Origin of the sequence: Tenacibaculum sp. Bg11-29 (genome assembly GCF_002836595.1) — a bacterium.
Taxonomy (GTDB): Bacteria; Bacteroidota; Bacteroidia; order Flavobacteriales; family Flavobacteriaceae; genus Polaribacter.
On record NZ_PJBB01000003.1, the window covers coordinates 1,690,379 to 1,702,347 of the forward strand.

General features: G+C 29.7%; 15 protein-coding genes. 10 read left to right on the forward strand and 5 right to left on the reverse strand.

Features of this window, described 5'->3' with window-relative positions; all coding sequences use genetic code 11:
* Positions 1 to 25 precede the first annotated feature (25 nt).
* Positions 26 to 478, reverse strand: a complete 453-nt coding sequence (locus tag CXF68_RS07580; RefSeq protein WP_232771623.1) for a DUF6146 family protein — start codon at positions 476 to 478, stop codon at positions 26 to 28.
* A 55-nt stretch (positions 479 to 533) separates the two neighbouring features.
* On the opposite strand from CXF68_RS07580, the gene CXF68_RS07585 reads away from it, so the two are divergent.
* The 3 genes from CXF68_RS07585 (at position 534) to CXF68_RS07595 (ending at position 4,183) form a co-directional block, all read left to right on the forward strand.
* Entirely contained in the window at positions 534 to 1,094 is a 561-nt protein-coding gene (locus CXF68_RS07585) for a DNA-3-methyladenine glycosylase I (protein ID WP_101043786.1), read from the forward strand.
* A gap of 45 nt (positions 1,095 to 1,139) precedes the next feature.
* On the forward strand, positions 1,140 to 3,185 hold the full coding sequence (locus CXF68_RS07590; protein ID WP_101043787.1) for a dihydrofolate reductase: 2,046 nt from the start codon (positions 1,140 to 1,142) through the stop codon (positions 3,183 to 3,185).
* Between the two features lie 77 nt (positions 3,186 to 3,262).
* Positions 3,263 to 4,183, forward strand: coding sequence for an ion channel (locus CXF68_RS07595; RefSeq protein ID WP_101043788.1), 921 nt, complete (start codon positions 3,263 to 3,265; stop codon positions 4,181 to 4,183).
* On the opposite strand, the gene CXF68_RS07600 is transcribed toward CXF68_RS07595, so the two are convergent.
* Entirely contained in the window at positions 4,180 to 4,395 is a 216-nt protein-coding gene (locus tag CXF68_RS07600; RefSeq protein ID WP_232771624.1) for a hypothetical protein, read from the reverse strand. The two genes, CXF68_RS07595 and CXF68_RS07600, sit on opposite strands and share 4 nt — an antisense overlap.
* A gap of 38 nt (positions 4,396 to 4,433) precedes the next feature.
* Here CXF68_RS07600 and CXF68_RS07605 point away from each other — a divergent pair, with 38 nt between their 5' ends.
* The 3 genes from CXF68_RS07605 to CXF68_RS07615 are packed head-to-tail and all read left to right on the forward strand — an operon-like array spanning position 4,434 to position 6,235.
* Complete coding sequence (locus tag CXF68_RS07605) at positions 4,434 to 5,165, forward strand: SDR family NAD(P)-dependent oxidoreductase (protein ID WP_101043789.1); 732 nt, start codon at positions 4,434 to 4,436, stop codon at positions 5,163 to 5,165.
* Positions 5,166 to 5,846: an HAD family hydrolase gene (locus CXF68_RS07610; protein ID WP_101043790.1), complete on the forward strand. Its 681-nt coding sequence runs from the start codon at positions 5,166 to 5,168 to the stop codon at positions 5,844 to 5,846. It abuts the gene before it with no gap.
* 2 nt (positions 5,847 to 5,848) lie between these two features.
* Positions 5,849 to 6,235 (forward strand): nucleoside triphosphate pyrophosphohydrolase family protein, encoded by a 387-nt coding sequence (locus tag CXF68_RS07615; RefSeq protein WP_101043791.1) that lies wholly within the window; start codon positions 5,849 to 5,851, stop codon positions 6,233 to 6,235.
* A gap of 52 nt (positions 6,236 to 6,287) precedes the next feature.
* Here CXF68_RS07615 and CXF68_RS07620 read toward each other — a convergent pair whose 3' ends face one another.
* The gene (locus CXF68_RS07620; protein WP_101043792.1) at positions 6,288 to 7,181 is read right to left on the reverse strand and encodes a TlpA disulfide reductase family protein; all 894 of its coding nucleotides are present in this window, start codon (positions 7,179 to 7,181) and stop codon (positions 6,288 to 6,290) included.
* 63 nt (positions 7,182 to 7,244) lie between these two features.
* Positions 7,245 to 8,294: a branched-chain amino acid aminotransferase gene (locus CXF68_RS07625; RefSeq protein WP_101043793.1), complete on the reverse strand. Its 1,050-nt coding sequence runs from the start codon at positions 8,292 to 8,294 to the stop codon at positions 7,245 to 7,247.
* A 121-nt stretch (positions 8,295 to 8,415) separates the two neighbouring features.
* Between CXF68_RS07625 and CXF68_RS07630 the strand changes: the two genes are divergently transcribed.
* The 4 genes from CXF68_RS07630 (at position 8,416) to CXF68_RS07645 (ending at position 10,909) form a co-directional block, all read left to right on the forward strand.
* The gene (locus tag CXF68_RS07630; RefSeq protein WP_101043794.1) at positions 8,416 to 8,925 is read left to right on the forward strand and encodes a DUF4920 domain-containing protein; all 510 of its coding nucleotides are present in this window, start codon (positions 8,416 to 8,418) and stop codon (positions 8,923 to 8,925) included.
* The gene (locus CXF68_RS07635) at positions 8,915 to 9,361 is read left to right on the forward strand and encodes a hypothetical protein (protein WP_101043795.1); all 447 of its coding nucleotides are present in this window, start codon (positions 8,915 to 8,917) and stop codon (positions 9,359 to 9,361) included. Before CXF68_RS07630 ends, CXF68_RS07635 begins: the two co-directional genes overlap by 11 nt.
* Before the next feature lies 1 nt (position 9,362).
* Complete coding sequence (gene mnmD, locus CXF68_RS07640; protein WP_101043796.1) at positions 9,363 to 10,019, forward strand: tRNA (5-methylaminomethyl-2-thiouridine)(34)-methyltransferase MnmD; 657 nt, start codon at positions 9,363 to 9,365, stop codon at positions 10,017 to 10,019.
* A 170-nt stretch (positions 10,020 to 10,189) separates the two neighbouring features.
* Positions 10,190 to 10,909, forward strand: coding sequence for a tRNA1(Val) (adenine(37)-N6)-methyltransferase (locus CXF68_RS07645; RefSeq protein ID WP_101043797.1), 720 nt, complete (start codon positions 10,190 to 10,192; stop codon positions 10,907 to 10,909).
* A gap of 60 nt (positions 10,910 to 10,969) precedes the next feature.
* Here CXF68_RS07645 and CXF68_RS07650 read toward each other — a convergent pair whose 3' ends face one another.
* The gene (locus CXF68_RS07650) at positions 10,970 to 11,824 is read right to left on the reverse strand and encodes an alpha/beta fold hydrolase (RefSeq protein ID WP_101043798.1); all 855 of its coding nucleotides are present in this window, start codon (positions 11,822 to 11,824) and stop codon (positions 10,970 to 10,972) included.
* Between the last annotated feature and the right edge of the window lie 145 nt (positions 11,825 to 11,969).

The window sequence follows — 11,969 nt, forward strand, 5'->3', positions numbered from 1 at the left end:
ACAGTTTTACTAGAAGTTTAAAATATTATTGTAATACCATTCTATATTTACGTTGTGCAAATTCAAAATAATTAAAAAGCTTGTAATTTACCTCGTAGCCGTAATTAATATGTGAGTTATAGTCAATAACGTTCTCGTAAATGTTATTGTCGTAGTTAAAAGAATTATTAACTCTTGAATTCCAAATAGGAACATAGCGTCTATTTCTATTTTCTAAATAACTTTCAGAATGATATCCAACAGGTTTTGCAATTGTGTTTAAATAAGTGGTAAAGCCAATATCAAAAATAATAATTTCATAAGCTAAGCTATCATTTTTAATAACAACAGGTTGTTCTTTAGTATTCGTACTGCTTTTTAAAGGAGCTGTACCGCAAGCATAAAATAAAGTTATAAAAAGAATAGAAATCAAAATATATTTTAAAGCTTTCATAATTGGTAAAGTTTGTAAACATACAAGTTCTAAAAAATATTCCATTTTTCATAGATTTTTAACTTGTTTAATAGTAATTTTCATTTTTAAATAGGCAAAAATGAAGAAAAGATGTTTTTGGGTAAGTAATGACCCTTTGTATATTGAGTATCATGATAATGAATGGGGAGTTCCAACTTTTGATGATACAGAATTATTTGAGTTTTTGATTTTAGAAACTTTTCAAGCAGGATTAAGTTGGATAACTATTTTAAAAAAAAGAGAAAACTTTAAAAAAGCATTTAATAATTTCGATTATAAGAAAATAGCAAACTATGGAGAGGGCAAGTATGAAGAGTTGCTTATGGATGCAGGGATTATAAGGAATAAATTAAAAATAAGAAGTGCTATTACAAATGCAAAACTTTTTATGGATGTTCAAAAAGAGTTTGGCTCTTTTTCAAAATTCTTTTGGAGTTATACAGACGGAAAACCGATTGTAAATCATTTTAATAAACGAGAAGAAGTTCCTGCTACAACAGCTTTGTCTGATAAAATATCAAAAGACTTAAAAAAACGAGGATTTAAGTTTGTTGGGTCTACAGTAATTTATGCTTATATGCAATCTATGGGGATGGTAAATGACCATACAACTGATTGTTTTAGGTATAACGAAGTTTAAAATTCGTACATTTATCAGCAGAAAAATCAATTTAAAATAATAAAAATGAAATTTAAACAAATGCTTTTTACTGCGGCAGCGGTTAGTGTATTAGTTTCTTGTGGGGTTGAGAGTAAAAAAGACCAAAAACAAGAGGTAAAGCAAGAGGTTAAAGAGGAATCTAAATTTAACCACGAGGTTGAGCAATTTGCTGACATCAAGGTGTTAAGGTATCAGATACCTGGTTTTGAAGAATTAACATTAAAAGAAAAAGAATTAGTTTATTATTTAACGCAAGCAGGGTTAGCAGGTCGTGATATTATGTGGGATCAAAACTACCGTCACAACCTTGAAATTAGAGCTGCTTTAGAAAAAATAAATAACGAATATAAAGGAGACAGCGCTAGTAATGATTTTAAGAATTTCACAACTTATTTAAAACGTGTTTGGTTTTCAAACGGAATTCACCACCATTACTCTAATGATAAAATTAAGCCTACTTTTTCTAAAGAGTATTTAATAGGATTATTAAAGGATACAAATACTACCTTATCAACAGAAGCTTTAGATGTTATTTTTAATGATAAAGATGCTAAAAAAGTAAATAAGAAGGCAGGGGTAGATAATGTATTGGCATCAGCAATAAACTTTTATGGGCCAGATATTACGAGTAAAGATGTTGAAGCTTTTTATAAGACAGCATACAAAGGTCCTGAAAAACAACCAATCGAAGCAGGATTAAACTCTAAGTTAGTACGTGAAAACGGAAAGTTAGTAGAAAAGGTTTGGAAATCTTGTGGTATGTATGGTAAAGCAATTGACACTATAATTTTTTGGCTAGAGAAAGCTCAGGATGTTGCAGAGAATGAAAAGCAAGGAATAGCTTTAGGTTTATTAATAGAATATTATAAAACAGGTAGTTTAGATGTATGGGATAAATATTGCATTGCATGGGCTACTTCTACTGAAGGAAATATTGATTGGATAAATGGTTTTATTGAAGTTTACAATGACCCAAAAGGATATAGAGGTTCTTATGAGACTGTAGTGCAGATTAAAGACTTTGATATGTCTAAAAAGATGAAAGTTTTATCGGAGAACGTACAATGGTTTGAGGATAACGCTCCATTATTGCCAGCTCATAAAAAGAAGAATGTGGTAGGTGTTTCTTATAAAACAGTTAATGTGGCAGGTGAAGCAGGAGATGCATCGCCAAGTACACCAATTGGAGTAAATTTACCAAATAATAATTGGATTCGTCAAGAACATGGATCAAAATCAGTTTCATTAGGAAATATTATTGGAGCTTACAATAGTGCAGGTGGATCAGGACGTTTAAAAGAGTTTGCTCATGATGATGAAGAAATAGCTTTAGAACTTGAGTACGGTAAATTAGCAGATAAATTACATACCGCTTTACATGAGGTAATCGGTCATGCTTCAGGTAAGATAAACGAAGGAGTAGGGCAGCCAAAAGAAACATTAAAAAACTATGCATCTACGATGGAAGAGGGTAGAGCAGATTTAGTTGGTTTGTATTATTTAATGGATCCTAAATTACAAGAATTAGGTTTAGTGAGCGATTGGGAAAAAGTAGGAAAAGCTGCTTATGATGGTTATATTAGAAACGGTTTAATGACGCAGTTAATTCGAATTAATTTAGGTGATGATATTGAAGAAGATCATATGGTAAACCGCCAATGGGTATCTGCTTGGTCTTTTGAGCAAGGAAAGAAAGATAATGTAATAGAACAGGTTACTAAAGAAGGTAAAACATACTTTGTTGTAAATGATTACATGAAGCTTCGTGAAATTTTTGGACGTTTGTTAAAAGAAGCACAAAGAATTAAATCTGAAGGAGATTTTGAAGCTGCAAAAGCCTTAGTTGAAGGTTATGGTGTTAAAGTAAATCAAGATATTCATAAAGAAGTAAAACAGCGAAATGAGAAATTTCCTGATGCGGCTTATAGCGGATTTGTAAATCCTGTTTTAGTGCCGGTTACTGATGCAAACGGAACTATAACTGATATAAAAGTTACACAGCCTAAAACTTTTGAAGAACAAATGAAGTTTTATGCTAGAAACCATAGTTTTTTACCAGTTAAAAACTAAATAAGAAGTTTAATTGAATTATAAAACCGATGCTATTTAGCATCGGTTTTTGTATTTTTATAAAGTAAATTAATACGATGGCAAGAAAAACTAAAGACCCAGGTTTTGGGTTTAATTCTCATGAAAATGTTAGAGGGATTATTAATAAAGACGGAAGTTCGAATGTAATACATGTAAATAAAAAGTTTAATGTAGATGATTTATATACTTATTTCGTTGAAATGTCGTGGAGTCGATTTTTTCTTTATGTTTTTATAGGATATACTTTTTTAAATATACTTTTCGGTTTTGTGTATACTTTAATCGGTATAGAACAAATAACACCATCAACTGGGAATTTTTTTGGTGATTTTTTAAATGGTTTTTTCTTTAGTGCGCAAACATTAACAACCGTTGGTTATGGTGGTATCGCTCCAAAAGGAATTACAGCTAATTTAATAGCTGCTTTTCAAGCAATGTTAGGCTTGTTATCTTTTTCATTTATTACAGGGTTATTGTACGGTAGATTTGCAAAACCAAAAGCAGCAATTCGTTTTAGTGATAATTTAATACTAAGAGATTTTAAAGAGCATAGGGCATTGATGTTTCGATTAATGAATAATCGAAAAACAATTATGATAGAACCCGAAATTAAAGTTACGTTATCAATAAATGAAAAAAACAAAGAAGGTCGCTATCAAAGAGCATTTCATGAATTAAAGTTAGAACGAGATAAAATAATGTACTTACCAACAGTTTGGACGGTTGTACATGAAGTAGGTGAAGAAAGTCCGTTACATAAATATTCAAATGAAGAAATAGAAAAGTTGGATGCGAAAGTATATATATTACTTAAGTATCATGAAGAATCTTTTGGGCAGAGTGTGTATCAGGCAACATCATATGATTTCTCGAAGCTAGAAATAAATATGAAGTATAGCCCTTCATCTCATTTTAATGAAGACGGCTTTACTGTTTTAGATCACGGAAAATTAAGTGAAGTTGAATTGATAAATTAACCTTTAATTAAAAATTTAGAAATAAATAACAAAGCTATAAGTGTTATAATTCCGACAGCTACATAAATAGCGCCATTTTTATAATGTTTGCTGTTGTTTTTTGCATCTTTTTTATAACTGTATATCATTAAAACTATAAAAGCAATAACAAATAAGCTAGCAAAAACAATTCTTCCAGGAGTAAACATTTTTGCAGCGATAGGAATAAGCATAAAATTGTATTTTTAGCAAAGTTAAAGAATGATTTATAATGAATAAAACTAAAACGGCAATTGTTTTTGGAGCTACATCAGGTATCGGAAAAAAATTAACTGAATTATTAGTAAAAGATAATTTTATAGTAGCAATTACAGGAAGAAGGTTAGCTAAACTCAAAGAATTAAAAGCGCAATATCCTAATCAAATTATTATAAAGAAAAATGACATTCAACAAGTTGGTGAGGTTGAAATTGTTTTTAATGAAATAGTAAGAGAATTAGGCGAAGTTCACTTAGTTATACATTCATCAGGAGTAGGCGAGGTAAATACTGAACTAGAGTGGGATATTGAGAATAAAACAATACAGACAAATGTAGTAGGGGCAACTAAAGTATATGATTTAGCTTATAATTTGTTTGAGAAACAACAATTTGGACACCTAGTAGGTATTTCATCAATAGCTTCGCTTCGAGGTAACAGAGAAGCACCTTCATATTTTGCATCTAAGGCATACCAAAAATCGTATTTAGAAAGTTTATATATCAAAACAAAAACAATTAAATCAAAGAAAGTCTATGTAACAGACATTCGTCCTGGTTTTATAGATACAGCAATGGCTTTAGGTGATGGGGTTTTCTGGATGGTTACCTTAGAAAAAGCGACAAAACAAATATACTCGGCAATTAATAAAAAGAAAAGAGCTGCTTATATATCTAAAAGATGGAGATTTATAGCTTGGGTTTTAAAGATTGTTCCTGCTCAATTATTAAAAATAGCGACTTAGATGAAAAAGAAAAATTTAATAGTTTTTGATATTGATGATACCTTAACGAAGAGCGAAAATCAACATCAAACAGCTTTTGTAAATACAATGATTAATTTTGGAATTACAGAAATTAATAAGAATTGGAAAAGCTATAAAAATGTAACAGATAGTTATATTTTAAAACAAAATTTTGAAACGAATTTCGAGAAGGATTTTGAGATCTCTTTTATTGCTGATTTTGAAGATAAAATGACATCGTTATTTTTAAAAGAACCTGAAACTGTTGAAATTGAAGGAGCAAAAAAAGTAGTAGATTTTTTTATGAGAGAAACAGATTATGCTATTTGTTTTGCAACAGGCTCTTTGTTAAAACCAGCACTAATAAAGTTAGAACAAGCTACTATTAATTTTGTTCCAGTTTTGGTCGAATCCGCAAATAGTATTTATACTAGAGAGGATATCGTAAAATCAGCAATTAATAAAGCAAGAGAATATTTTCAAGTAAATGAATTTGAAAACATTATTTCGGTGGGTGATGGAATTTGGGATTTAAAAACAGCTAGAAACTTAGGAATCCATTTTTTAGGAATTAGAAATAAGAATTTAATAGATTTTAAACAAGAAAATATTAAAAGCCATATAGTTGATTGGACTAATTTTGACTTTCAAAAAATTAAAACAGCATTACAAATTATATAAAAATGAAAAATAAAATAAAAGCAGTACATGAATTTCATTCAGCATTTAAATTAAATATTCAAGACAAACCAACGGTTGCTATAACAGAAGATAGAAAATTGCTGCGTTATGAGCTGATGAAAGAAGAAAATGAAGAGTATTTAGAAGCTGCTAAAAACAATGATTTAGTTGAGGTTGCTGATGCTTTAGGAGACATGTTGTATATTTTGTGCGGAACAATTATCGAGCATGGTATGCAAGATAAAATAGAAGAAGTGTTTAATGAAATTCAACGAAGTAATATGAGTAAGTTAGGCGAAGACGGCAAGCCAATTTATCGTGAAGATGGCAAGGTTTTAAAAGGGCCTAATTATTTTAAGCCTAATTTAAATGAGATTTTACACCAATAAAAAAAGTTCCTCTTTAAAAGAGGAACTTTTTTTATGGTATTTATAAAATTTATTAGTTACCTAAAATACGATTTAGTTCATAAGTTAAGGTTTTTACATTACTAACCATTTTAATAATAACACCTCTAGAATCTACAATAAGATGTGTAGGGTATTGCTTTACTTTTAATTTTTTAGACATGTATTTTTTCTGATTAGGTATCGTAACATATTTAAAAGTTTTGGTTTCTAAAAACTTAATAAGTTTATCTTTTTCATCAAAGGCTAAACTTACGAAATCAACATTATTGTCTTTGTATTTGTCAACTAATTCATTCAGTTCTGGAAATTCTTCTACACAAACCTTACAGGTAATAAACCAGCATTTTAGAACAACTATTTTTCCTTTAGTATCTTCTTTGTTATGAGAATTTCCATCTAAATCTACAAAATCATAGCTAGGAAGTTTTTTTCCTTCCATTTTAAAGTAGTGGTGTGCAATGGTAGCTTTACTTACAATTGCCTTTTTAATTTTTTCGTCAGCACTTTCTTTAACAGCAACTAGTTGATATTGAGTTTTTCCTTTTTTTTCTGATTTAACAGAAATATATGCACCAGTTCGTAATAAGGTTAAGAAAATCCCCTTATCCATTACAATCCCTTTATCATCAAGAGCAATAAAGGTTGACATTAAATCGATATTCTCTTTATGATAAGTGTTCCAATTACTAAAATTCTCTTGTATATTAGTAAGATTTACATTAGTATCAACACTTTTAGTATTGTTCTCTGTCTTTGTGACTTCAGTAGGTGTTTCTGATTTTTCTTTTATTGGCGTTTCTTTTTTTGTAGCTATAACTTCTTTCGGAGTTGTTTTTGTAGTATCACTAAAAAAGGTGCTTAACCCAAAAAAAGATAAGGCAAAACCTATAATTATTGATAACAGTGCGGGTATAATATTTTTCATTTACCTTAAGTAGGAGTTTAAAATATTGATTATTAAGTTACTAAGATAGTTTTTTTTTAGAACTTAAATTATAACTCTCCAGTTATGCTTGTCTTCTGCCTTATTTGTTTGTATATCAGTAATATGATTTTTTAAATTAGTGGCATATCCATTTTCTATTTCAGGAATATTATAATCTTCTCCTTTAAAACCAAAACCAGAGATAGGAGAAATAACAGCAGCAGTTCCTGCTCCAAACATTTCTTTTAAAGAACCATTTTTAGCTGCTTCTACAACCTCAGTAACTGTAATTTTTCGAACTTCAACAGGTATATTTTCATCTTCTGCAATCTGAAGAATACTCTTACGAGTAATACCATCTAAAATACGATCACTTGTTGGGCTTGTTATTAAAGTATCATTAATTCTAATGAAGATATTCATTGCACCAGCTTCTTCAATATATTGGTGGGTATTGTCATCAGTCCAAATAACTTGCTGATATCCTTTCTCTGTAGCTAGTTTAGTTGGGTAAAACTGAGCTGCGTAATTACCACCAGCTTTAGCAAAACCAACACCACCATTTGCTGCACGTGCATATTTTTCTTCAATTAAAACTTTTATTTTTCCAGAGAAATAAGCACCAGAAGGAGCAGTACAAATAATTAATTTATAAGAATCTGCCGGTGAGGCGTGAAAACCTTCTCCTGTAGCAAATATAAAAGGGCGGATATATAAAGAACTCCCTTCATTTGTAGGAATCCATTTGTTATCAATTTCTAATAATTTTTTTAAACCATTCATGAATATATCTTCAGGAATTTGAGGAATTACTAAACGTTCAGCAGATTTATTTAAACGCTTGCAATTATCTAAAGGACGAAACAACATCGTGTTTTCTTCAGAATCTTTGTAGGCTTTCATTCCTTCAAAGATCGATTGTCCGTAATGAAAAATTTTAGAAGAAGGGTTTAATGAAATCGGTTGATAAGGTGTAATAGAAGGGTTTTTCCATTCTCCATCGATATAATCACAAACAAACATGTGATCAGAAAAAACACTACCAAAAGATAAGTTGTTAAAATCTACAGAATCTATTTTAGATTGCTCTGCTAATTGAATTTCTATGTTCATAAAACGCTGTTTTTGTAGCGATGCTAAGATACTAAAACTAGCTATATAATTTTTTGTTTTAAGTATCGACTTCGTTAATTATAATTATATTTGTGTATACGTTGATTTTAATATTTTGAAAATGAAAAGAATACTAGTATTATGTTTGGTTGTAGGAGCGTTTTTTATGGCTTGTAAAACAGCGAAAAAGGAAAAAGAGAAAATGTTAAAAACTGAATTTGTTTCTTTTGGAGAAAAAATTTCAGACGAAAATACGATTACCAAACAAAAAATGGCTAAGATATTTGGTAACATGAACACTAACGATACCGTTAATGTGAAGTTTGTAGGTGAAGTAGATGAGGTTTGTCAAAAGAAAGGATGTTGGATTAAAGTATCTTTAGGGAATGATCAAAAAGCATTTGTGAAATTTAAAGATTATGCTTTTTTTATGCCTTTTAATGCAGCGGGTAGCGAAGTTATTTTAAATGGTAAAGCTTTTAAAAATGAAGTTTCTGTTAAAGAATTACAGCATTATGCAAAAGATGCAGGTAAATCAGACGAAGAAATAGCTGAAATTAAATTACCTAAGATTACATACTCATTTTTAGCTGATGGTGTTTTGTTAGCTTCGAAAGTAAATGAAAAATAATATAAGTATAGTATTACTTTTTTGTTTTTTAGTGATGGGCTGCGAAGCTAAAAAAACAAAAAGGCAAATAAAAATAATAGACAAAATTCCTGCTTCTTTTAAGATGTATAAGACATCTGAAATGGCAAATTTAATGCGATTAATGTATGTAGGAAACATGCAAGTGCGTAAGCAAATTATTGAAGGCAAAGAAATAACAGACTTTAACAAAGCGTATTTAAAAATACATACAGCAAAATTAACTGATGTTTCAGATTTAGACGATACGTTTGCTACTTTTGCAACCTTTTTTATTGATGCACAGAAAAATCTTAATCAGGTTTCTAAAGATACTCGAAAAAGAGAGTTTAATAAAATAGTAGCAGCATGTATTGCTTGCCATAAAGATAGATGTACCGGGCCAATACCAAGAATTAAAAAACTGATAATACCTTAATTTGAAAAGAGAAATAATTATTACATCCGATGGCTCTACAACAATTCATTTACCAGATTGGAATGAGCAGTATCACTCTAAACACGGCGCTATACAAGAAGCATATCATGTTTTTATAAAAAACGGATTAGAACTACAAAAAAAAGAAGAAATTTCTATTTTAGAAATTGGTTTCGGTACAGGTTTAAATTGTTTTATAACTTTTTTAGAAAGTAATAAAATAATAAATTATGTTGGGGTAGAAGCGTATCCTGTAGTCGCAGAAGAAGTACTAAAATTAAATTATGTTACTGAGTTAAAGGCTGAAAATGAGCAAGCCGTTTTTAATAAAATGCATGCCCTTTCTTGGGAGGAAAAACATGAAATTACACAAAATTTTAGCTTAACAAAACGACAACAATTTTTTAAGGATATTAATGATAAAGAACAATTTGATTTAATATATTTTGATGCGTTTGGAGCAGAACATCAGCCAGATTTGTGGACAGAAGAAGTATTTAAACGTATGTTTGAAGCCTTAAAAGAAAACGGAATATTAGTAACGTATTCAGCAAAAGGCAGTGTGCGACGTGCAATGCAAGCTGTTGGGTTTACGGTAGAGCGTTTACCTGGTCCTCCAGGAAAAAGAGAGATGTTACGTGCAACGAAACTAGCATAGTTTTTAATAACAACAGTAATTTAATAGTAGCATAAGAAATGGAATTTAAAAGACGTTTTGGTAATAAGAAAAAAACACAACCAAAAAAAGGATTATATTTAATAGTAGTGCTAATAGTTATTTTGTATTTATTTTTTAATGCAGATAAAATAATCGGAAGATTTTTCTAAATGAAACCATTTAAGTTTAAAGAGTTTACAGTACATCAAGATAAAACGGCTATGAAAATTGGCACAGATGCAGTTTTGTTAGGTGCTTGGTGTTCTTTAGGAGCATACCCAGATACGATTTTAGATATTGGTTCGGGCACTGGTGTTATTTCGTTAATGTTAGCACAGCGAAGTGATGCGATGACTATTGATGCTGTAGAGATTGATGCGAATGCTTATGAGCAAACAGTTGATAATTTCGAAAAATCAGATTGGGGAGATCGTTTGTTTTGTTATAATACTTCTTTTGTTGAATTTGCTAAAGAAATAGCTGAAGAAGAAGAGCAATATGATATTATTGTTTCAAATCCGCCATTTTATACCGATAATTTTGAAACAGCAAACGAAGCTCGTAATAAAGCACGTTTTACCTCTTCGCTACCTTTTGAGGAATTATTAAAGGGAGTTTCTGAAATTTTATCAGAAAACGGATTGTTCTCTGTTATTATACCTTTTAAAGAGGAAGAGAATTTTGTGATATTAGCAAAGGAGTCTAATTTATTTTTAAATAAGGCTTGCCATGTAAAAGGCAATGAAAATACTGAGATAAAAAGAAGTTTACTAGCGTTTTCTTTTAAGGCAAAAGAGGTTGAAAACGAAGTGTTAATTATAGAGAAAGAACGGCACCAATATACCGATGACTATATAAAACTTACAAAAGATTTTTATTTAAAAATGTAAAAAAAGAGGAACAGTTTTATAAAACTGTTCCTCTTTTTTTTAAGTTATTTCTTGTTGTAATTAGTTGTTTTTTGGATAACTAAATTTTTTGGTAAGAAACCTATTGGCAATTTCGTTAAATATTTTTGAATTATTACGAGGAGTTCCGTGGTTAGAACCAGGAATTATACATAGTTGTCCTTTTTGTAAATTATCAAATATTTCGAGTGCGTGTTCGTTTTTAATAATATCTCTATCACCAACAATAACTAAAACTTCTGATTTAATTTTTTTTAGATCAGCATGACTTAAACTTTTTTGGTTTAAAATTAAATTATCTAGCTGTAATTCAGTTTTCCAGTCTCTAGACGTATCACCTTTTTTTATCATCTTTAAGGTTTCACTACGCATTTCTTTAACTTGTTTTATAGCCCAATTGTTAACAGCAGTACTGTCAATTCTTAAATTAACGCCCATTGTAACTATTTTCTTAATCTTAGTTTTGTTACGGATCGCTATTTTTAAAGCAGTTATTCCGCCATCACTCCAACCAAGAATATTTACTGAGTCTAACTTTAAATGCTTAATAAGACCTTCCCAGTCTTTAGCCATTTTAGTGTAGGTTAATTTTCTTGTTTTTAATTCAGATTTTCCTTGACCTCTACTGTCGGCAGTAATTACTCTGTATTTATCTTTAAAATAATTAATTTGATATTCCATTGCTTTAATATCGGTACCACAGCTATGTATTATTAGTAAAGGCTCACCTTTACCATATTCTTCATAATAAATTTTAGCTTTATTTATGGTAACATATTTACCAACGGCTTTATTACTACCATAAGGAGTTTTAAATACTTTTTGGGCATTTACAATATTAGCTTGAAGGATTAGAAGTAAAAAAATAATTTTATAAATGATTAAATTTTTCATCATTGGATATAATCTTAGTTGGTTTTATTTTTTTCACAAAAGTAAAAGTAAAAGAGGAAGCAGTCAAGCTAAATCAGTTAATTTACAGAAAGTTAATAAAATAAATATTAACAACAAGAAGTGTAATTATACAAGTTATTTGATGAAG

Excerpts from the sequence above, each read along its gene's own strand:
- CXF68_RS07580 (WP_232771623.1), bottom strand. The coding sequence starts at position 478 with ATGGAATATTTTTTAGAACTTGTATGTTTACAAACTTTACCAATTATG.
- CXF68_RS07585 (WP_101043786.1), top strand. The coding sequence starts at position 534 with ATGAAGAAAAGATGTTTTTGGGTAAGTAATGACCCTTTGTATATTGAG.
- CXF68_RS07590 (WP_101043787.1), top strand. The coding sequence starts at position 1,140 with ATGAAATTTAAACAAATGCTTTTTACTGCGGCAGCGGTTAGTGTATTA.
- CXF68_RS07595 (WP_101043788.1), top strand. The coding sequence starts at position 3,263 with ATGGCAAGAAAAACTAAAGACCCAGGTTTTGGGTTTAATTCTCATGAA.
- CXF68_RS07600 (WP_232771624.1), bottom strand. The coding sequence starts at position 4,395 with ATGCTTATTCCTATCGCTGCAAAAATGTTTACTCCTGGAAGAATTGTT.
- CXF68_RS07605 (WP_101043789.1), top strand. The coding sequence starts at position 4,434 with ATGAATAAAACTAAAACGGCAATTGTTTTTGGAGCTACATCAGGTATC.
- CXF68_RS07610 (WP_101043790.1), top strand. The coding sequence starts at position 5,166 with ATGAAAAAGAAAAATTTAATAGTTTTTGATATTGATGATACCTTAACG.
- CXF68_RS07615 (WP_101043791.1), top strand. The coding sequence starts at position 5,849 with ATGAAAAATAAAATAAAAGCAGTACATGAATTTCATTCAGCATTTAAA.
- CXF68_RS07620 (WP_101043792.1), bottom strand. The coding sequence starts at position 7,181 with ATGAAAAATATTATACCCGCACTGTTATCAATAATTATAGGTTTTGCC.
- CXF68_RS07625 (WP_101043793.1), bottom strand. The coding sequence starts at position 8,294 with ATGAACATAGAAATTCAATTAGCAGAGCAATCTAAAATAGATTCTGTA.
- CXF68_RS07630 (WP_101043794.1), top strand. The coding sequence starts at position 8,416 with ATGAAAAGAATACTAGTATTATGTTTGGTTGTAGGAGCGTTTTTTATG.
- CXF68_RS07635 (WP_101043795.1), top strand. The coding sequence starts at position 8,915 with ATGAAAAATAATATAAGTATAGTATTACTTTTTTGTTTTTTAGTGATG.
- CXF68_RS07645 (WP_101043797.1), top strand. The coding sequence starts at position 10,190 with ATGAAACCATTTAAGTTTAAAGAGTTTACAGTACATCAAGATAAAACG.
- CXF68_RS07650 (WP_101043798.1), bottom strand. The coding sequence starts at position 11,824 with ATGATGAAAAATTTAATCATTTATAAAATTATTTTTTTACTTCTAATC.